This is a genomic window from Bacteroidota bacterium, assembly GCA_039821555.1.
Taxonomy (GTDB): domain Bacteria; phylum Bacteroidota; class Rhodothermia; order Rhodothermales; family Rubricoccaceae; genus JBCBEX01.
On record JBCBNX010000011.1, the window covers coordinates 18,269 to 38,956 of the forward strand.

The 20,688-nt window shown below is 66.0% G+C and carries 16 protein-coding genes and 1 pseudogene; 9 read left to right on the forward strand and 8 right to left on the reverse strand.

What is annotated here, in order from left to right; genetic code table 11:
* Positions 1-104: 104 nt before the first annotated feature.
* Positions 105-1,118, forward strand: a complete 1,014-nt coding sequence (locus AAFU51_12670) for a transposase (protein MEO1572111.1) — start codon at positions 105-107, stop codon at positions 1,116-1,118.
* 194 nt (positions 1,119-1,312) lie between these two features.
* Here AAFU51_12670 and AAFU51_12675 read toward each other — a convergent pair whose 3' ends face one another.
* The gene (locus tag AAFU51_12675; GenBank protein ID MEO1572112.1) at positions 1,313-3,643 is read right to left on the reverse strand and encodes a S41 family peptidase; all 2,331 of its coding nucleotides are present in this window, start codon (positions 3,641-3,643) and stop codon (positions 1,313-1,315) included.
* 94 nt (positions 3,644-3,737) lie between these two features.
* A complete protein-coding gene (locus AAFU51_12680) occupies positions 3,738-4,898 on the reverse strand; it encodes a helix-turn-helix transcriptional regulator (protein ID MEO1572113.1) in 1,161 nt (386 codons plus the stop codon).
* A 131-nt stretch (positions 4,899-5,029) separates the two neighbouring features.
* On the opposite strand from AAFU51_12680, the pseudogene AAFU51_12685 reads away from it, so the two are divergent.
* The 3 genes and pseudogenes from AAFU51_12685 (at position 5,030) to AAFU51_12695 (ending at position 7,223) form a co-directional block, all read left to right on the forward strand.
* Positions 5,030-5,908: pseudogene (locus AAFU51_12685) on the forward strand (peptide-methionine (S)-S-oxide reductase).
* A gap of 222 nt (positions 5,909-6,130) precedes the next feature.
* Positions 6,131-6,613 carry a peptide-methionine (R)-S-oxide reductase MsrB gene (gene msrB / locus AAFU51_12690; protein ID MEO1572114.1) on the forward strand — a complete coding sequence of 161 codons (483 nt, stop codon included), beginning with the start codon at positions 6,131-6,133 and terminating at the stop codon, positions 6,611-6,613.
* A 94-nt stretch (positions 6,614-6,707) separates the two neighbouring features.
* The gene (locus AAFU51_12695) at positions 6,708-7,223 is read left to right on the forward strand and encodes a hypothetical protein (protein MEO1572115.1); all 516 of its coding nucleotides are present in this window, start codon (positions 6,708-6,710) and stop codon (positions 7,221-7,223) included.
* A 60-nt stretch (positions 7,224-7,283) separates the two neighbouring features.
* Here AAFU51_12695 and AAFU51_12700 read toward each other — a convergent pair whose 3' ends face one another.
* Positions 7,284-8,813: a hypothetical protein gene (locus tag AAFU51_12700; GenBank protein ID MEO1572116.1), complete on the reverse strand. Its 1,530-nt coding sequence runs from the start codon at positions 8,811-8,813 to the stop codon at positions 7,284-7,286.
* Positions 8,814-9,133: 320 nt separating this feature from the next.
* Between AAFU51_12700 and pfkA the strand changes: the two genes are divergently transcribed.
* Entirely contained in the window at positions 9,134-10,108 is a 975-nt protein-coding gene (pfkA, locus tag AAFU51_12705; GenBank protein MEO1572117.1) for a 6-phosphofructokinase, read from the forward strand.
* 58 nt (positions 10,109-10,166) lie between these two features.
* Positions 10,167-11,180, forward strand: coding sequence for a hypothetical protein (locus AAFU51_12710; protein MEO1572118.1), 1,014 nt, complete (start codon positions 10,167-10,169; stop codon positions 11,178-11,180).
* A gap of 42 nt (positions 11,181-11,222) precedes the next feature.
* On the opposite strand, the gene kdsA is transcribed toward AAFU51_12710, so the two are convergent.
* From kdsA to AAFU51_12735, 5 genes are all read right to left on the reverse strand, one after another.
* Positions 11,223-12,074, reverse strand: coding sequence for a 3-deoxy-8-phosphooctulonate synthase (gene kdsA / locus AAFU51_12715; GenBank protein MEO1572119.1), 852 nt, complete (start codon positions 12,072-12,074; stop codon positions 11,223-11,225).
* Entirely contained in the window at positions 12,074-13,072 is a 999-nt protein-coding gene (locus AAFU51_12720) for an SIS domain-containing protein (GenBank protein ID MEO1572120.1), read from the reverse strand. Before AAFU51_12720 ends, kdsA begins: the two co-directional genes overlap by 1 nt.
* Before the next feature lie 131 nt (positions 13,073-13,203).
* Positions 13,204-13,653, reverse strand: coding sequence for an ATP-binding protein (locus AAFU51_12725; GenBank protein MEO1572121.1), 450 nt, complete (start codon positions 13,651-13,653; stop codon positions 13,204-13,206).
* A 28-nt stretch (positions 13,654-13,681) separates the two neighbouring features.
* The gene (locus tag AAFU51_12730) at positions 13,682-14,149 is read right to left on the reverse strand and encodes an STAS domain-containing protein (GenBank protein ID MEO1572122.1); all 468 of its coding nucleotides are present in this window, start codon (positions 14,147-14,149) and stop codon (positions 13,682-13,684) included.
* Between the two features lie 32 nt (positions 14,150-14,181).
* Positions 14,182-16,572, reverse strand: coding sequence for a GAF domain-containing SpoIIE family protein phosphatase (locus AAFU51_12735; protein MEO1572123.1), 2,391 nt, complete (start codon positions 16,570-16,572; stop codon positions 14,182-14,184).
* A gap of 301 nt (positions 16,573-16,873) precedes the next feature.
* Here AAFU51_12735 and AAFU51_12740 point away from each other — a divergent pair, with 301 nt between their 5' ends.
* From AAFU51_12740 to AAFU51_12750, 3 genes are all read left to right on the forward strand, one after another.
* Entirely contained in the window at positions 16,874-18,757 is a 1,884-nt protein-coding gene (locus AAFU51_12740; GenBank protein MEO1572124.1) for a hypothetical protein, read from the forward strand.
* Between the two features lie 113 nt (positions 18,758-18,870).
* On the forward strand, positions 18,871-19,704 hold the full coding sequence (prmA, locus tag AAFU51_12745; GenBank protein ID MEO1572125.1) for a 50S ribosomal protein L11 methyltransferase: 834 nt from the start codon (positions 18,871-18,873) through the stop codon (positions 19,702-19,704).
* Between the two features lie 12 nt (positions 19,705-19,716).
* Positions 19,717-20,598 (forward strand): Gfo/Idh/MocA family oxidoreductase, encoded by an 882-nt coding sequence (locus AAFU51_12750; GenBank protein ID MEO1572126.1) that lies wholly within the window; start codon positions 19,717-19,719, stop codon positions 20,596-20,598.
* Positions 20,599-20,688 lie beyond the last annotated feature (90 nt).

The window sequence follows — 20,688 nt, forward strand, 5'->3', positions numbered from 1 at the left end:
GGCTCCGAGCAGGAGCAGCTTGCCTTAGCTCGACTTTGGCCTTTTGAGGTAGCGAGGCGGGCAGCAGCGTATCTCCCGGATTCTGTCTGCAAACGGAGTCCGACATGCCGCTACCACCCGCCCTCGCTGCCGTCATGGTAGCCTTCCGCCCGCTCTTCGACAAGCGCGTCTTTGAGCGCGCCCTCGTGCTCACCGCCGGGGCCTTGCTTGCGGTGCGTACCCGCACGATCACCGCAGCACTCCGCGTCACCGGACGCGACGATGCCCGCCTCGGTCGCGGGCCAGCCAAGCCGACCGACCGCGCGCGTCAGGCCCTGCTCCAACTCGCACGGTGGTTGCCGGAGCGCCGAGTCGTCGTGGTGGCCGATTCTGGCTTCGCAGCCATCGACCTGCTTGCCGCCGTGCGAGACCGAGTAACCGTTGTGACCCGGCTCCGCCTCGATGCCGCACTGTACGACCCGGCCCCACCGAGACGACCAGGACAGGTCGGCCGACCTCGTAAGCGGGGCGCTCGACAACCGACGCTCACCGTGAGAGCGGCTCATCCAGCGACGGCGTGGATGCGCGTGGCGGTCAGCCGTTGGTACGGCCAAACCGAGCGAGTCGTTGAGATCGCCACCGGGACCGCACTCTGGTACCACGCGGGGAAGCTGGGTATTCCCTTACGGTGGGTCCTCGTCCGCATCCCTGGCTCGACCGAGGCCCCGAAGGGCTTCTTGTGTACCGATGTGGACGTGCATCCGCTTACCGTGGTCGGGTGGTACGTCCGCCGGTGGTCGGTAGAGGTCACGCTCGCCGAGGTCCGCCGGCATCTCGGTGTCGAGACGCAGCGCCAGTGGTCAGACCTCGCAATCACGCGCACGACGCCGTGCCTGCTCGGGCTCTTCTCGGTCGTCGCGCTGGCGGCGGACGCGCTCGACCGAGACGGAAGCCTCGAGGCCCGGCAAAGCGCCTGGTACGTGAAGTCGAGCCCGAGCTTCAGTGACACGCTGGCGGCGGTACGGGTGTCGCTGTGGCAGGCGCAGGGTTTATCGATGTCGCGTGCTGGGCCCGGCACGGTAAAAATCCCGGAGGCGGTGCTCTGGCAACTCATGAGCACGCTCGCCTACGCCGCATAGCGCCAAAGTCGAGCTTAGGACCTATCCGAAAAGCCCTCTCGGATGCGCCTTTGGGTAAACGCTGGGCAGCGTTGCGTTACATCGCCGATGCTGACGCAACATCGCCGATGCTGACGCACCAACTGCTCCACGCGCCTTGCTCAACGTCCGCTCGCTCAGGCTCCGCTGCTCAAGCCGACTTTCCGGAGAGGCTCTTATTCTGCACGGACCAGCCGGTACACGTTGCGCATGACGAACACCTCGGTCCCGTCGTAGCGAACGTCTTTCTGGTCGGTTAAGGCATCGCCGTTGAGGGCGATGGTGTGGCGGATCGTGGCGGGTCGGCGGTTGTCCTCGCCCTCGCGCTCCAGCACGAGGCGGAAGCCGTCAGGGCGCACCTCGCGTTCGAGTTCGGTCCACGCCTCCCCGCCATACTCCACCTGCCCTCGTCGCTCTCGGAGGGTCATTGTCCCCATTGCGCTGGAGGAGCCGTCGGCCCTCACATAGCGCAGGCCGAGACGCGCACCGCCGCGCCGCAGGGCGCGCCCGCTGGCCGAGATCGTCAGCGTCGCCTGGGTCGTGTCGTCGCTGTAGTCGGTGTAGGTGAGCGTGCCGGTCCAGCCGCCCGCGAGCGCGTCGAACGGGAGCGGCGTGGCGGCGGCCTCGCCAGCTGATGGCTCCTCGTCAGCCGGAACTGGGTCGGGGTCGCGGCTAAGTAGGGCGAGCGCGGCCTCCAACTCCGGGTCGCTCCCTGCGACGAGCGCCGCCACCTCGGGCTCAACGAGCACGTCGGGGATGACGCCGTGGTCGGGGCCGGGGGTAAGCGGGCGACTACCGTAGAGCGGGATGTCGACCACGAGGCCCGTGTGGGGCAGCTCCAGGAAAACCGTCTGCCCGCCGTTGATTCCCTTCAGGCTCCCTCCCGTCGTCTGGCCGACGAGGGGCACCACGCCCGTTCGCTGGATGGCATCGGCCAGGAGAAACGTCGCCGACGACGGTCCCACGTCGATCAACACGGCGGCGCGGCCGTCGAAGGCGTCAGGGGCGGGCGCGACCGGGATCGGCTGGGGTGGGGCGAACGCGTAGGTGCCATCGCCCTGCGGGGTGACACGGTCGCCGAGGTCGTAGAAGTCGTCGGACCACGAGCGGAGATGCGGGCGGAGGCCCGGCGGCACCGACTGGTAGACGGTCATGCTCTTCCACAGCATGACGTCCAACGGCGCTGTGATGAGGTGGGTGTAGAGCAGCACAGCTGCGTCGTTCATGCCGCCGCCGTTGCCGCGGAGGTCGACGACGAGCCGCTCAGCCCCGCGCTCGCGAATCGCCTGGAAAGCACCGACCAGCCATGCGGCGTAGTCCACGTCCATGCTGAAGGTGGCGAACGAGCCAACGCGGAGGTAGGCGGTGCCGTCGTCCAAGAACGCGTAGTCCAGGAGGTCGCCGCGCGAGCGAGGCAGGTCGGGGTCGCGCGCCCAGAGCACGTCGCGGCGCGCATCGGCAGTCATGCGCGGGACCGTGAGCGATTGCTCGGTGCCTGTCCCAGAGGAGCCGGGCGTGCGGGCGGTGAGCGCGAGGTCGCCCTCCGGCGCGAAGTGCTCGCTGTAGACCACGTCGAAGCGTTCGGCGGGCGCGACGAGGTCGCCGACTTCCAGCAGGCCGATGCGCTTGGCATCGTTGCTGCCGTCGGCGGAGGCATAGGGCATCAGCGCGGCGATGACCTCCGCGACAGGGCGCCCGTCGAGGGTGAGCACTTCTGTTCCAGCTGGGAGGGTGAGGTCTGGCGTGGCATCGCCCGTGACGAGCATCCGCGCCCCGGTGCCCTCTGGAATGAGACGGAAGGTGAACGGCACGCGGTCGGCGCGGTCGTAGAGGAGCGCCTCGGTGTACGCCGTCTGGTTGTACATGCTCACCTGGGTGTGGCCGTCGCGAATGGCCGCCACGGCGCGGACGAGCGGGAGGTAGATCGACGTCACCGGGATCGCGTCGCCATAGGTAGCAGCAAGCCGCTGCGCATCGTTCGCGAGCCGGTCGAGGAGCGCCGCGAGGGCCTCGTCGGTGTTGTGGAGGCGGAGTCCGGGGTGCAGCGCCTCCATGGCCTCTTGGAGCAAGGCGAGGTCCTCGGCAAGCTCGGCATGCGTGACGGTGGCTTCCGGCAGGTTGGTCTGCGGCTCGCCGAAGCCGCGGCGGTCGGTCGCCATCAGCCCCGGCACGAGCACGCGGCTATCGCCCGGCTCCCACTCGGGCTCCCACTCGGGCTCCGCATCGGTCTGTTCGAGCACGTCGGCCCGTTCGAGCAGCGCTCTGTATTCGACCGCGCCAGTGCCGTCGGGGAAGGGCACCTCCGCGGTGTAGACCCCATCGCCGTCGGGGTCTGTGAGCGCGAGCGATCGCTCCCAGGAGAGCGGCGCAGTGTCACCGCGGACGCCCACGGTCACACCAGTGAGGTCGCGTTCGTAGGTGCCGAGGTCGAGAGCGATGGCAACCGGCTGGGCGTGGGCAGCGAGTGCGCTGACGAGAAGCAGGGCGAGCAGGAGGTGACGTAGCATGGTCGGGGACAGGGGTTGATGAGACGCCCCCAACATGGGCTGCCCTCTGCGGTCTCGTCGCCTCATGGAACGGATGAGACGCGAAACCGGCGTCTCAGGAGCCGATGAGAGCGCTCGCGCCTGCACGGTATTGCGTCGGCGTGCATCCGGCAACCTGCTTGAAGGCGCGGTTGAGCGTGGCCTTCGAGGCGAACCCGGCCTCCATGCCGATCTGCAGCACCGACGCGGTGGCCCGGCTCGGGTCGGCGAGGCCCCGCTGTACCTCCGCCACCCGAAGCCCGTTGACGTACGCCGTGTAGCCCACGCCGAGGCCCTCGTTGAGCACGAGCGAGAGCTCGTTCTCGCTCAGGTGCAGCGCGTCGGCGAGGGCGCCGAGGGAGAGCGTCGGGTCGAGATAGGGCCGCGCTGTTGCCACGTGGTCGCGGAGCCGCGCGGCGTGGCAGGCGAGGTCGTCCGGCGTCATGCCGTAGCGCTCGCGTCGCTCAGGTGCGGGCTCCGACGCTGGCCTGGTCGTCGGCGCAGACGCGTTTGGACGGAGGAGGTGGACGAACCCGCTGAACGTGACCCAATAGAGCATCGCCGCGTAGGTCAACGTCGCGCCGAGGTTGAGCCAGGCGAGCACGCCCACGGGCAGCGCCTTCACGATGCGGGGCGTCACGAGCGTCGTCTCCATGAGAATCGCCACGGCCAGGATCACCACGGCACCGGCAATGAACCGCCGCACCCATCGAACGAGGACCGGGTCGGACGCTACGCGCCGGGTCAGCCGCCAACACGCCACGAGGTAGCTGCCGAAGCTCGCCACAAAGATCAGGGTGTCGAGTTGGCTGTAGACTTGACCGAATGCAGACTGCCAGTAGGCCCCCTTGACCGCGATGGGAGCGAAGCCGATGGCCACCTGGTGCACCACCTGGAAGGCGGGGAGCACCGCGTGGAGCCCGTCATGGCGACCGAGGCGCTGCTCGGGCACGAGGCGCTGCCGCACAAAGAGGTAGAGCAGCGGTCCGAGCGCGTAGGTGTAGACGAGCGGGAGGATCCAGAAGTGGTCGCTCAACCGATGCAGGCGCAGCGTGCCGTTGAGGTCGTTGGCGAGGGTGAGCGCCCCGGCGATGAGGAAGCCGCCGAGGCACCACCGTACCACACGATGCACATCGCGCCGGACGAGCACCCCCACCCCCACGGCCAGGCCGAGCACTACCGCGCCCCCTCCAAAGAGCGCGGCCAGCAGGTCGGGGATGGGGAGATCGAGTGTCACGTTTTGAGCTACGGGGACACGGGGCCGAGGTTGCCACATGGCCGCTGCCCGGTCATGCCCGAGCAGGGCGCTGGGGACCTCGGAGGCCCGCTTGTTCGTTCTCGCGAGCCACTGAAATGAGTCGTCTGTCCATGCCCCACTCCACCGTCGAACCATCTTTCGAAGTTGGACGCCCGCTGCCCGACTGGCATCTGGAGCGTCTGGACGACACACCTATCCCTGCGCCCGCCGACCTCGCAGACCGGCCGCTGCTGGTGCTCTTCTTCCACCTCGGCTGTCCGGGCTGTCGCTTCCGCGCGATCCCGTTCGCCAACCGCGTCGTGGTGGAGCGCGGCGACGCGGTGCGCGTCGTCGGCATCCATACCACGTTCGAGGGCGCCGACCGCACCGACGAGGAGATCCGCGCCGACCTGGAGGCGCTCTACGTCCGCTTTCCCGTCTACCGCGACGCCGGGCTCGCCGCCACCTTCCACGCCTACCGCGCTGGCGGGACCCCGCACTGGGTGCTCGTTGACCGCGGCGGCACCATCCTCGACTCGATCTTCGGCTCCGACCCAAACCGGGCGCTCTTGCGGCTCGACTACCACCTCGCCGAACTCGGCGACCGCACGACCGTCGGCTTCGGGGGTGGCTGCCACTGGTGCACGGAGGCCGTCTTCCAAGCGCTCAACGGCGTCGAGCGCGTCGAACAGGGCTGGGTGTGCTCCGAGGCCCCCAACGAGGCCGAGTCGGAGGCTGTGTTGGTGCACGTCCGCCCCGACGCCATCAATCTGGCAACGCTCATCGAGGTGCATTTGCTCACACACGCGAGCACGGCGCAACACTCGATGCGGGAGAAGTACCGCAGCGCCGTCTACACGTTCGACGACGCGCAGGCCGCCGCGAGCCGCGCTGCGCTGGACGCGCTCGGCAAGAAGCACGACGCTCAGTACGTCACCCGGGTGCTCCCCTTCGCAGGCTTCCGGCTCAACAGCGAGACCTACCTCGACTACTACCGCACGCGCCCCGACGCGCCGTTCTGCGCGACGAACATCCGCCCGAAGCTGGAAGCGCTGCACCGCATCCACGGCGCCCTGCTCAGGCCCGACGCGCTGGACCCGAGCCCGCCGCCGATGCGATCGCCATCCGGGGACGCATCCACCCGGCCATCGGCGAACGACTGCGCGGCACCTGCGTTGAAACCGCCTCCAGACGACGCCACGCCTTCTCTACCCTCGACTCCTGCTGCTCCCATGCTGACTTGGAACGACATCCTCCGCACGGCCAACCAGGGCAACCCGGCCCCGCCTCGCCGCGTCGAGAAGACCGATGCCGAGTGGCGTGCGCAACTCTCGCCCGAGGCCTACTATGTGACGCGCCAGCACGGCACCGAGCGGCCGTTCAGCTCTGAGATGTGCGGCCTCTTCACGCCAGGCCGCTACGCCTGCGCCTGCTGCGGCACGCTCCTCTTCGACGCTGCAGAGAAGTTCGAGAGCGGCACCGGCTGGCCGTCGTTCACCCAGCCCGTCGAGCCGAGCCACGTGGCACACCGCAAGGACACCAGCCACGGCATGGTCCGCGTCGAGGCGCTCTGCAACGTGTGCGACGCGCACCTCGGCCACGTCTTTCCCGACGGCCCCGCGCCGAGCGGCCTGCGCTACTGCATCAACGCCGTCGCCCTGGAGAAGGCGAAGGAGGCAACCTCCGAGTCCTACCCTTCTCCCGGAGATCAGTAGGCAAGCTCTTGCCCGTCGGTCCTATTCTTGGCGGTACCACACCACCTGGCTGCCAATCGATATGCCCACCCACTGCTGTAGGCCTGCTCTGCTCATGCGTCCTGCTCTTCTCACGTGCGTCCTGCTCGTCGTCGTGGTGGGTTTCAGCAGTTGCGCCGACGCCCCGCCAGAACGCGCTGCGCAGGAGACCCGTGCTGCGACGGACCTAGCCCAGGCGAAAGAAGCCATCCTCGACGTCCTCAATACCGAGACGCGCGATGCCCTCGGTCGTGACTACGAGGGCTGGCGCAGCCACTGGATCCACGCGCCCTACGTCGCCAAGACGTACATCAACCTGGCCGACGGCAGCGCGTCCGAAACGCTGGGCTGGACGGCGGTGGACGACTTCGTCCGCACCTACCTGGAGGCCCACCCAGAGCCAGAGACGCCCCCAATGCCGCTGGCAGACGCGGACGTGCGCCTCTACGGCGACGGCGCCTGGGTGAGCTACGAGCAGGACGACGCCGACCAGGGGCGGAAGCGCGAGACCCGGCTGATGGAGCAGGTCAACGGCGCGTGGAAGATCGCGGGCATGCATACCACGATCTACGGAACGGCTCAGTCAGACTAGCTGCGCGCCAGGTCTACCAACGGCTCCCGGTCAGTCGGCTTCCAGTCAGTCGGCTTCCAGTCAGTCTTCGTCCGGGCGCTCCCAGAAGTCGTCGCCGACCCAGGTGTCGCTGTTGGGGTTGTCCTTACTCCACTCAGGCATGATGAAGGCGAGCACGACCTGGCGCTGCCCGCCCGTCTCGATGGTCATCAGCGGTCCGTCGAGGCGCCAGCGACCGGCGGCTTGGCCCTCATTCTCGCTGAACAGACCGAAGGTGGAGCCTCCGCCGTAGCCGCTTCCCACATTGGCGTCGGTAGCCGAGACGAAGCTCTCGGTGTCCTCCGCGTAGGTGCCATCACCGTAGAAGACGCGGTTGGTAGTCGAACCTGCTGCAACTTGTGGAACCGCGCCGCCTGGAGTCCCCGCGAGGATGAGGCTCGACGATACCCATGGCCCGACCATGTGTTCGGGCGTGGCGAAGACAACCGGGAAGAAGGTGTGGTGAGCGCTGGACTCGTCGGGCGCGCTGTCGCGGTCCCACCACCCGCGCGAGGTCCGGGGGAGCGTTCGCGTCTCGCCGTCGAAGGTGAGGGTGAGCGTGTTCGCATCACGCCGCCACGTGCCGACGTGTCGCTCACCGCGCCGCTCCTGCGCGAAGGCAACACGGAGCGTCGCGGGAGCGAAGTTCGTCACCGGCGCCTGGGGAGTTTCGAGGAAGGCGGTCCCGTCGGGGTAGAGCAGCAGCGGTATTTGGTCCGTCGTGAAGCCGCTGCCCCCGTAGCCCCAGGTGTACTTGATGTAGACCTCGACGCCGTGCGTGTCGGTGGGCGGCAGCGCCTCCCCACCGCGGGCCATTCTGGGCGTCGGCGTCGAGGCGTCCGCCCCACGCACCGGCAGCGCGTTCGGCCTGGTTGCCTCGGAGGGCACGCTGGTTGTCGGCCCTGCGAGTTCAAACCCTGAGATCACGCCCGCTGCATCGACGGAAACGGCATCGGGGGCCACGCCGAAGAGCGCCGCGAACGCCAGGGCGGCCTGCTCACGCACGGTACGGCCCGGGTCTTCCTGCTCGTTAAGCGCGGCCAAGACGGTCGTCGCGGCCATAACCGTCTCGTAACGCCGCTCCTGTTCGCTGTCGGTCAGGTCCACATAAGCTTCGCGCTGCTGGACCGCGATAGCCTCGGCGAGGCTGCGGGCTGCGGCTGCCGAGGGCTCCTCGGGAATCGTTTCGCCCCGTGCGGCTTCCCAGAGGTAGATGAACGCGTAGGCGATGGCCACGCCGTAGTCCCGTCGGGCAAACCCGATGCCCTCCAGCTCCGACTCGATGGTTTCGAGGACGGCGGGCATGGTCAGTTCCAGAAGCACCAGCATCGGCGACGCGCCGAGCTCGTCGCGGTAAGCGCTTGCAACGACACGGGCCGTCGCGCCAGGGTCTACCGACGGGACGTCGAGCCCCGTGCTGAACAGCGCCGCCGAGGTATGAGGCGCTGGCTCGGCGTGGGCGGCCGCCTGCGACACATCGGGCAGTGCGACGGGCTGGGCCTGGACCGCGAGCAGGCCCGACGCGGCAACCAAGCTCGACAGGGTGAGCGAGAGAACGGGGACGCGTAGCATGAACCCAGAGATAGATGGACGAGCACGACGTCGTTCATCGTCAGCGCACGGGTGGGTGAACACCCTGGCCAGGCTCCTGCAGCCTCGGCATCAACGGCGGGTCCGGTGCGGACGGTGGCGGCCGTAAGGTAGCACGCAATGCTCACCGGCGACCCCTCGGCGCGGGCCCCGGTGACTTCCGCCCGGCCGCAGTCCGGGGAGAGGAGGCCATCACGCCCGAGTGGCGAGGCTGACTTCGCGCGGTGCTGGCTGGCGCGGCGTAGCTTAGGGACTTCTCCGACGCGCCTCTGCTCACCGATCCCGACTGCGACATGGACGAGATTCGACGCCTCGGCGTCTACACCTCCGGCGGCGACGCCCCCGGCATGAACGCCTGCGTGCGGGCCGTCGTCCGCTCAGCGATCGCGCACGGCATGGAGGTCATCGGCATCCGGCGCGGCTATGCAGGCATGATCGAGGCCGACTTCGTGGAGATGGGGCGACAGAGCGTGTCGAACATCCTGCAGAAAGGCGGCACGATCCTCAAGAGCGCCCGCTCCGCCGCGTTCCGTACCGCCGAGGGGCGCGAACTGGCCGCCAAGCACCTCCGCGAAGCCGAGATCACCGCGCTCGTCGGCATCGGCGGCGACGGCACGTTCACCGGCGCGAGCATCTTCTACGAGGAGCACGGCGTCCCGGTCGTCGGCTGCCCCGGCACCATCGACAACGACCTCTTCGGCACCGACGAGACCATCGGCTACGACACCGCGCTCAACACGGCGCTGGAGAACATCGACCGCATCCGCGACACCGCCGACGCGCACGACCGGCTGTTCCTCGTGGAAGTGATGGGCCGCGACGCGGGCTTCATCGCGCTCTCGTGCGGCATCGGCGGCGGAGCCGAGCTGGTGCTCATCCCGGAGATGCTCACGGACCTCGACCAGGTGAAGGACCGCATCCTGTCGCTGATGTCGAGCCAGAGCCGGTCGTCCATCGTGGTGATCGCCGAGGGCGACGAGATCGGCGGGGCGCACACCGTCGCCGAGGCGCTGCGCCAGGACGGCTCGTTCGACCACATCGACCTGCGCGTGACGGTGCTCGGCCACATCCAGCGCGGCGGCAGTCCTACCGCGCGCGACCGCGTGCTCGCCAGCCGCCTCGGCGTCGCGGCCGTGGAAGCGCTCGTGGAAGGCCACAGCAGCGTGATGGTGGGCGTGGTGAACCACGACGTGAAGCTGACGCCGCTGAAGAACGTCTGGAGCCGCAAGAAGGAGATCGACTACGACCTGATGCAGCTCACGGCGCTGCTGAGCTAGCTATTCGACACCCCCCAGAGAGGGAGCCTTCCACTTCCAGAACCTAGATCCAGAAGTAGTGCCCCAGGCAGAAGACCCCACACAGAAGAGACACCCAATCGAGTGGATTATAGCAGGCTCTGCTTTTATCCTGGCAGTCTGCATGTTCTCTCTCGTCAGCAAATGGATTTTTATTGACAACACCAAAAACTTAGATGAATCAATATACTACGCGATACCCATATTTGCAATAATTATATCAACTCTGATACTTAATTTCGCAATATCATCTATTCTGCCCTTTTATATATCCAGTAATCAAATAAAAAGAGAAATAGACAAAACCAAAGATGGACTTCTCAATAACATGAACAATAAGGTTGATGAACTAGATGATAAATTGGACAAATATATTACCCGCGTAAATATAAAATTGATTAGTATTGATGAAGATAACACAAAACTAGATGCTCATATATCAAGAATGATTAGCTATTTTATAACACAAAATAATAAACACCCACTATGGGGAATTGGATGGTCAACCAGGTCGTTGATAAGATATATTGATTTGTCAAACAAGTACAAAACTGATGAATATAACGAATTTATTGGCTTCAACAAATACATCATAGTTAATTCAATAAAGGATATAATTTCAAAAAATGCTAGTCTAAGCGACTTTAAGAATAAGATAATTGAGATAAATACAGAGGACAAAAAAAGCAATTTATCAAAATATACAACTAAACGAGCCTGTAAAGATCTATCCATATTGCAATACAAGATATATAAACCAGATTTTAATAAAAATATTACAAGTACTCTTCATGGAAATGCAAATCTTATTATGTGTATATTTTTATCAATATGTCTTAAATCACTAGACGACAATTTATCAAAACATAATATTTATGATTACATAAATAAATCTATAAAATTTAGCATATCATCAACAGATGATATAGAGATTAAAAAATACATCGATCTTATTATTAACATGAATTATGATTATATACAACCTGGATTATATATAGAAAACGAAGAAGATGCTTATACAAATCTAAAACTAGAGACCCTAAAATACATATGAATATACCCAGCTTATAAGATTGCATAATGTAATTCCAAAAACTCATCGCGAAGACCAATTTATGTCTTCTCGGAATTGAATACCGACTTCCCATGAAGCTCGGAGGCCTTTGAGTACTAATCCTAGGCCAGTTAACGGGATCATAACGGCTGCGTCACTCAATGCCCACTCCGGGTCAGGGTGTGCCTCGACGTAGAACCCATCCACTCCCACTGCTCCCGCTGCTCGCCCGAGAGCCGCTGCATACTCCCGCGTGCCTCCTGTCAAGCCGCCTCGTGCTCCTGGTCGCTGGACGCTGTGAGTCACGTCATACACTACGGGCGCTGTTTGTCTTAGCTGAATGAGTGCCCTGAAATCGACAACGAGGTCGCGAACGCCGAACGTTGTACCTCTCTCGGTCGAGTACACGCGTTGTGTGCCACCAGAGCGCACCTTCTCCAGCGCATACTCCATGTCCTCTGCTGGCAGGAACTGACCACGCTTCACGTTGACAGCGCGGCCGCTACTGCCTGCTGCTACAAGTAGATCAGTCTGTCGGCAGAGAAATGCTGGGATCTGGATGACATCGACAGCTTGAGCCACTCGCTCCACCTGTGTGACATCGTGTACATCGGTGAGCGTTGGAATGCTCAGAGACACTCGGATCTCTTCTAGGATTGCGAGCGCTTTCTCGTGACCGATAGTACGTGGGGAATTCAAGTGGGTCCGGTTCGCCTTGTCGAACGACCCCTTAAACACGTACTGAAAACCGTGTTTCTCTGCCAGTTCCTTTGCCGTCTCGGCAACCCTAAGAGCCATGTCTCGGCCCTCGATAAGACATGGTCCGCAAATCAACACAGGCTGCTCGCCTCCAAGATGAACACCGTCGGCAAGCTCGATGGGCTGGATCGCCATTAGTGGTAGGAGTTGGAAGGATGCAAATCACTCGCGAAGAAGAATCCTACTGGCTTGTTTCCATCGCGAACGATTGCAGGCTCTCCATCATCCATACTTTCTATCTTCAGCCGTGCTTGATGAATCGAAATGGTAGCTGAAACCGAAGGGGTAGGGTCGAACTTTTCCAGATCAATGAGGCTTTTTTCAAGGCTTAGCTTCCTCTCAATCTGCTCTCGTCCCAGGATCCCATGAACGTTGCCGTGTTCGTCTTGAATGCTGCACGCACTAGCGTTGACTCTTGCTACGACAGTCGCAGCATCATCCAACGTTCCACTGGTAGGAACTACTGGCAAACTTTCAATCGGTCGCATTACCTCAGAGATGAGACGGGTAAGGTCCCATCCCAATCTGCCCGCAGGATGTGACTCCCGGAAAGCAGACTCATCAAGACCGACCGCCTCGGACACGGCTGAAACTAATCCCATCGCAATCGACGTAGCGACCACAGTACTCGTGGTCGGGACCATTGAACGCAGTTCGAGCACCTGCGGTACACCTGTGATCAGGGCAAACTGCGACCGAACAGCAAGGGGGCTTGAAGCATCTCCAACTATGGAGATAACAGGTACAGAGCGCTGCTCGAAGACTTCTACCAGTGCTAGGATCTCACTCGTTGAGCCGCTATGCGAGAAGATTACCGCGAGATTGCCATTCGAAACTGAACCGGCCTCACCATGTAAGGCGTCGGATGCATGCAGGAAGGAGGCAGAGATCCCTATGGTCTGGAGGGTTGAGGAGAAAAGCCTAGCGATGTATCCCGATTTTCCGATTCCGACCCCATGTATGTGACCCTTCGCCTCAGCAATTAGCTTTGAGGCGTCAGCGATGGCGCTTTCATTTTGCTCGGAGGCCGACACGAGCAGCGAAGCGCACTGCTTCATCTTGAAGGGGTCGGGCTCATGCTTTGGAACATCCAAAGACTCAGTACCCTCTTCCACAGCGCGAACTATCGTCATGAGGGCTTCGGATGTAAGTGCCGATCTTATCTCTACGGATAGAAAGATACTCTGGCAGAGACCCTACGTAGCACAGAGAAGCCTCCACAACCTGAATCCGGCTGTCAGCCGATAGCCATCAGCCGATGCCCCTACGCCATCGGCGGGGTGACGCGCTTGGCGAGGCGGACCTGGCTCGTGGGCCCGTCGAGGTCGAAGCTGACCTCGTCCACGAGGCGATGGATGAGGCGCATGCCGTAGCCGCGGCGCTGGTGGTTTTGCAGCGCGTCTTGCAGGGTGGTCGGCTTGTAGCGCCCTGGGTCGAACGGCTCGCCGTCGTGACGGATGGTCACCACGAAGGTGCCGTTGTGCGTGTGCGTGCCCACCTGGACGCGGCCGTCCTCGCGGCCTTTGTAGCCGTGCTCGATGGCATTGGCGCAGGCCTCGTCCACGGCGAGCTGCAGTTCGCTCACCGCGCGGTCCGTGAGCCCGGCCTCCGCCCCGTACTGCCGCACGAATCGCCGCACGGTTGCCAGGTGGCGCATCGTGCTGGGGATGACGACCGTGTGGTGGCGCGCGGGCATGGCCTGGATGGAGCGCAAGGACGGCGAAGGGTTGGGGGGGAGCGCCTCAGTCGGCGCTCATGCCGTTGGGGCTGGCCTCGAACTGGGCGACGGCCTCGGCCTCGGCGGGCGTGATGTCGAAGAGCATGGGGAAGCCGAGCAGGTCGAAGACGTCGTAGACCCGCTCCTGGAGCTCGGTGATCTTGATGTCGCCGCCCGCTTCGCGCATCGGCTCCACGTAGGCCATGAAGACGCCTAGGCCCGCCGAGGAGATGTATTGGAGGTTGCCGCCGTGGACGATCACGCGGTAGGCGTCGTCGTCGAGGCAGCGCTGGAAGGCGGCTTCGAGTTCGCTCGCGGTGTGGGCGTCGAGTTCGCCGTTGAGTTCCAGCACGCGCACGGTGCCGGTCGGGCGGAAGGTGACGGAGAAGTTGGACACGGCGGGCAGCAGTCGGGTGACGAGGGGAGGCCGGGAGGCGGCAGGCGCTTCAGGGGAGGGCGCTTCGGGAGGGGGTGCTTCGAGGTCGGTGAACATACGACGGGGGCGGGACGGCTACGTGGACCTACTCAGGACGCGGAGGGCGGTCCCGAAGCCGATCCTGACGATGAGGAAGACGGCTCCGCAGACGGAGCCACCACGTCCGAAGTTGCACCGTTGGCCGGGGCAGGGTCGGTGGCCATGGACGCCCCATCGCTGACCACACCGCCGCTGGCCACGCCGTCGCCCGACGACGACGCAGGGGCGGCCTTCTGCGCGACGAGCGATGCGGGCGGGCTGCCCTCGCCGTGCCACTTCAGGGCGACTAGCGTGAGGTCGTCGTCGAGGTCAGCTTTGTGGTCGGAGAAGGTGCGGCAGTCTTCGAGAAGGCCGTCGAGCAGGCCCTGCGCGCTCGCGGCGCGGTAGGTCACGACGGTCGTGAGCAGGCGCTCGTAACCGTATTCTTCGCCATTGGGAGCCCGGCTCTCAACGACGCCGTCGGTGTAGAGCGCGAGCGCGTCGCCGGGGCGCAGCTGCACCGTCTCCTCGGCGAGCGACTTCTCGAAGAGCGGGCCGCCCGTCAGGCCTAGCCCGATCCCCTGAGCCCGCAGCAGGCGTGCCTCGCCGTCGGCACGTGCGAGCGCAGCAGGGCAGTGACCCGCGCGGGCATAGGTGAAGACGCCCGACTGCGTATCGAGCACGCCGTAGAGCGCGGAAATGAACGCCTGCTTCCCGAGCGACGCCGTGAGTGCCTCGTTGGCCCGCACGAGGAACTCCGCGGGCGAGCGCGTGAGGCGGCTCACCGACTGGAAGATGCCCTTGAGCTCGGCCATGTAGAACGCCGCCGCGGTGCCCTTGCCGGACACGTCGGCCACGATCACGCCGACGCATTGCTCGCCGATGACGGCTACGTCGTAGTAGTCGCCGCCGACCTCCATCGCGGCGAAGCCGAGGCCCGCGATCTCGACGCGCTCGAACTGCGGGAGCGTCTGCGGCAGGAGGCGTTTCTGCACCTCGCGGGCGATCTCCAGCTCCTGCGCCAGCCGCTCTTTCTCCAGCACCTCGGCGAAGAGGTCGGCGTTGGCGAGCGAGAGCGCTGCCTGGGCCGCGAACGTGGTGAGCGCGCTCACGTCGTCCTGCTCGAAGCCCTCGGCGACGCGCTTTGAGGCGAAGAGCACGCCGCGCGTCTCGCCGCCCGAGGTGAGCGGGAGCGCGAGGAGGCTGCCCAGCCCGTTGCCAGGGCGCGCACGCACGCGGTGGTCCGCCGCGGCCCGGTTGAGCACGAGCGGGCGGCGGCGCTCGAACACGTCCTGCGTGAGCGCGCGTTCGTCGAGGAGGTTCTGAATCCGCTCCGCGTCGATGCCCCGCGTCGCGGCGAGCTGCGGCGTGAGCGAGCCTGATTCCGGGTCCACGAGGGCCACCCAGGCCGCGTCGGCGCCGCCGGACTGCACGGGCGCGTCGGCGATGGTCTGCACGAGTTTCTCGCGGTCGAGTACCTGCCCCGAAAGCTCGGCGAGGGCCTGCATTGCCTCCATCTCGCCCGTCTTCTGCTCGAAGGCGCTCGCCGTTGGGAGGTGGAAGAGCAGCGAGAGGATGGCCGTCGTCGCGTAGAGGATGGCGAAGGCGAAGACGAAGAGCGCGAACTGGCTCAGCGGCTGGCTGAAGATGTGCGGCAGCGGCACGAGCGCCGCATCGGGGATGATGAGCCCGTCCTTGGCCTGCGCCGCCGAGAAGTAGCCCCCGAAGCGGTTGTTCATCACGAACGCGGTCACGCCGATTAGCCCAATGCACAGCCCGATGGTGGCCCACTTCTCGCGGAACGACAGGAAGACAATCCACGAGAGCCGGAAGGCGTTCGCCACCATCAGCCCCATCGCCACGATACCGGTGATCTGGAAGGCGATGTTTTGCTCGGCGGCCTCCGCTGCCGCGCGCTCGCCGGACATCGTGAGCGCCGCGACGACCATCGCGACGACCATCAGGTTCCAGTTGCGCACGCTGTGGCGCGTGCGTTTGAACAGCACCAGGGTCCGCAGGTAGAGCAGCAGCACGAACGCGCTCGTGATCTCCATCGTCCCCACAACGATGGCCTGCACGAGCGTACGGGGCCCCTCGGGTAGGAGCGTGCGGGCGTCCACGGGCCCAGCGCCACCTGTGAGCGCCACGGTCCCGACCGCCGTGATGAGCGCGATGCCGCTGATGAGCATCGGCGACCACAGCGAGCGCATCGCGTTGTGGTCCCGCTGCCGGAAGACGTCGCCGAGGAGCAGGTAGGCCAGCGCGGCGCCGAGCACGAGCAGGCCGTTGACCGTGACGAGCGTCGGGTGGCTCGGGGGCTGCTTCGAGAACGAGAGGGCGGCGAAGTAGACCGCCCCGGCGAGATAGAGCACACCCGCAAGCGCCCACAGCAACGTCCGCCGGGAGGGCAGGCGCAGCCGGGAGGTGCGAGGGCGGTCGGTACTGGGGGTCGTAAAGGCCACGAGAACGGCGGCGAGCGCAGGCCGGTGGGGTGCGGGCCAGTGGGGTGCAAGCCCGGGGAGAGGACTCCAGAGCCTCTGTCGTATCGAACAACCTACCCGCAAGGTTGCGACAACAGCCTGGCAGTGCGGGAGGCTCCGTGCGCAAGATACAGGCCTGCGTCGCCCTTCGGTGACCGCGGCTCTCACCTGGGTAACTTCGAGCTGGCTCCTCCGTACGCCGTCCGTCCCGCCTCCTATCTTCCGCCTCGCGCGCTCCCAGGTCCTGCCCCACCCTGCCAGCCCCACCGCCATGCGCCGCGGCATGTCCCGCTTCCTGCTCGTCGTCCTCGGTGCCCTCGCGGTGGCCGTGCTTGTGCGCACCCTGCGAGGTCCCTCCGAGCCCGACACGCTCGTGGCCTTTGGGACGACCTGGGACCCCGGCGACGTGCGCGAACGTGCCTTCCAGCTGGACCGTCCGCTCCGCCTCGCCGTCACCGCCATCGGCTCCTTCGAGGCACCCGTGGCAGGCATCCCGGAGGCCCTCGCGGCCTACGGCTGGGTGCTCAACGCCACCACGCGCGACACCGTCTGGGTGATGCGCGCGTCGGCCGCTGCGAAGTCCCGCGCCACGCTCGCGACCGTCAAGGACACCGTCGCGTTTGCACCCGGTGCCTACGAAGCCTACTTCGCCGCCGTCGGCGACCCGCTCCGGCCCGTGCAGGACGTGGACGGCGGCTTCCTGGACCGCGCCCGTGCCCTCCTCCAGGGCAACCGCAACGCCTGGCACACCGACGCCGAGCAGTGGCGCTTCCGGCTCGACCCTGTCGTCCCCGACAGCGTTCGCTTTGCCCGGTCCGTGGCCCGACCAGAGCAGCCCCCACAACCGCCCGATCTCGTCTGGGCCACAGGCCCACTGGAGAACCGCGCAGACTCCACCGCCTACCTCGATGTCCCGACCGCCACCCGACTCTGGGTCGACGCCACCGGCGAGATCTTCGACGAGGCCATCGACTATGGTTGGATCGAGGACCTCGTGACCGACGAGCGAGTCTGGACGATGACCCGCACTAACACCGTATGGGCCGGCGGCTCAGCGAAGAACCGCCGCGTCCGCGACACGCTGCGCCTGGAGCCGGGCCGCTACCGCGTTGGCTTCACCACCGATGGCTCGCACGCGCACCGCGACTGGACGGCCAACCCGCCGTTCGATCCGCGGTCGTGGGGCCTCACGCTCGGCGGTGGCGGTGGCACCGCGCGCCTCTTCGAACCCTACACGGACCTCCCCGAGGTCGTCGCGCTGCGCAAGGTCGGCGACGACCAGGTCCACACGGCGAGCTTCACCCTCACGGCGCCGACGCGGGCCTTCATCTGGGCCCTCGGCGAGCTGCGGTCGAGCAGGAGCTACGACTTCGCACGGCTGCTCCGCGTGCCCGACCAGGACGGCATCAGCCCGCGTCCGCCCGAGGAGATCTGGGAGATGGAATACGAGACGACCCGGCACGGCGGCGGCCGCTCCGACAACCGCGTCGCCGAGGTCGTGCTCGACCTCGCGCCCGGCCGCTACACGCTGCGCTACCAGACAGACGGCTCGCACTCGCCCGACGGCTGGCATGGCGGCGCACCGACCCACGCGGAGCGCTGGGGCGCAGCCGTGTTCGCGCTCAACCGCGACTTCAGCCCCGGCTCGGTCACCGACGTCGCCTTCGAGCGAGGCCCGCGCGCCGGGTCCAACGTGACCGTGGAGGCCGCCGAGCCCCCCGCACCGCCCCCGCCGCCCGAGCCGGAGGCCACGCCCACGATGGGCCTCGCTCCCAACGCGCCGATCGCGGTGCGCGGCGAGCCGCAGGCGCTCCCGCTCGACCTGCGCCGCCTCACCAACAACCAGCGCTTCGACGTGCCGTTCGTGCTCGACGCCGAGACGACGCTACAGATCACGGCCGTCGGCGAGATCAGCGGGGCCAACCGCTACGACTACGCTTGGATCGCCCGCGCTGAGGACGGCACCGTCGTCTGGGAGATGACGTCGGAGAACACGGTCTACGCGGGCGGCGCCCCGCGCAACCAGCGCTTCGACGGCACGGTCACGCTACCGGCCGGGACCTACGTCCTCTTCGTCCGCTCCGACGACAGCCACGCCTTCGGCAACTTCGTCAGCGATCCGCCGGAGGACCCCAATGCGTGGGGCATCGTGGTTGAGGGGGAATAGACGCTCGCGTGGACGTGTGCGGGTGTGAAGGTGCCGGGGGGCCATGTATTGGCGCAGCAGCGTAGCCTCCCACGTCCATACTTTCACGCGCCAACACCTGCACCCTGAGCCCCGTGACGCTCGAACTCACCGTCCACCTACCCGACGGCTACCACGACTTCCTCATCGCCGAACTCGCCGACCTCGACTTTGAGGCGTTCGAAGCACGCGACGAGGCTGTGGTGGCGTGGGGGCCTGTGAAGCGCTGGTCGGACGTCCACCGCGAACACGTCGAGCAGTGGCTGCGGCGGCGCGATCTGCCAGTCCGCATCGACGAGCGCGTGGAGGCCCCGCACAACTGGAACGAGACGTGGGAGGCGTCCATCGCGCCCGTCGTGATCGGGCCGTTCCTCGTGCGCCCGTCCTGGCATGCGACACCGCCGGACCACGCCGACAAGATCCTGCTGGAGATCGACCCGAAGATGAGCTTTGGGACGGGCTACCACGAGAGCACGCGCCTCGCGCTGCGCTTTCTGCCGGGGCTCGTTGAGGACGGCGCGCGCGTGCTCGACGCGGGGACCGGGACCGGCATCCTCGCCATCGCGGCGCTCAAGCTCGGCGCGGCCGAGGCCTACGCGTTCGACATCGACCCGTGGTCCATCGAGAACGCGGCGGAGAACGCGCTCGACAACCGCGTCGGCGACCGGTTTGTGCTGCGCGAGGGCGGCCTGGAGGTGATCTCTGAGGGCGAGTTCGACGTGATCGCGGCGAACATCAACCGGGAGGCGCTGCGGCGGATGCTACCGGGCTTCGCCGAGAAGATGCACGACGGCAGCACGCTCATCCTCGCCGGGCTGCTCCAGACCGACCGCGCCGTGATGCTCGACGCGCTCGCCGATGCGGGACTCACCCTCCGCGACGAGGCGACCGAGGGCGAGTGGTGGTCGTGCGTGAGCCACCGCGCCTAGCCCTGCACCCCGATGGCCGCCGCCCCGCCTCCACGTTCACTGCTCCGCCTCGGCGTCGTCGGCGTGGGCCAGCGCGGGACGGCACGCGCCGAGGCGATAGCGGCGAGAGACGATGTCGCGCTCGTGGGCGTCACCGACGCCGACACCGCGCGCGCCGACGCCATTGCGGACCGCTTCGGGACGGCGCCCTACCGCTCCGCCGCCACGCTCCTCGCCGACTGCGACGCCGTCTGCATCGCAGCACCGACGCGCGACCACTTTCTCATCGCTGAGGCTGCGGCAAAGGACGGGCGGCACGTCTTCCTAGAATGGCCCGCCACCACGTCCGTCGCCGAGTGCGAACGCCTCGTGGCGCTGAGCGAAGAGGCGGGCGTGGACATCGGCGTGGCGCATCCGCTGCCCATCGCGCCGCTGCTGGCGAGCCGGCCGGTGGGCTGGCGGCCTCGCCTCGTCGCGCTCGACCTGCCTGCGGGCGGTATCTCGTGGCCGTTCTTGATGGCGGGCGCGCTCGACCTCGCCGCCGCCCTCGCCCGCTCCGCCGACGTGCCCCGCCTGGACGCCGAGGCCGACCGGCGCGGCGCCCTGCTCGACACGGTCGGGGCTACGCTGCGCTTCCGGGCGGGCACACTCGTGCACCTGCTGCTGGGGGCTGCAGCCTCGTCGACGCGCCTCTTCGTGGCAGGCCGCGACCAGCGAGCCTCGACCACGCGCCTCGACACCACACTCGACTTTGGCACGGTCACCCCGGCACGTACCCCCTCTCCCCCAGCTAGCCGCGACGGCTTCGGCGGCTTCCTCGACGCGCTCGCCGCAGGCCGCTCAGCCACGCGCACCGCCCTCGACGCACTCCACACGATGCGCCTCACCGAGCGCCTACTCGCCAAGCTGCGCTGAGTGCGCGCCGGGACGTGTGTGGACATAGGAGGTTTGGGAGAAACTCGCCCGTATTCCGCTCCGTGCCCTGGTGACGCGGAAGCCTCGGCC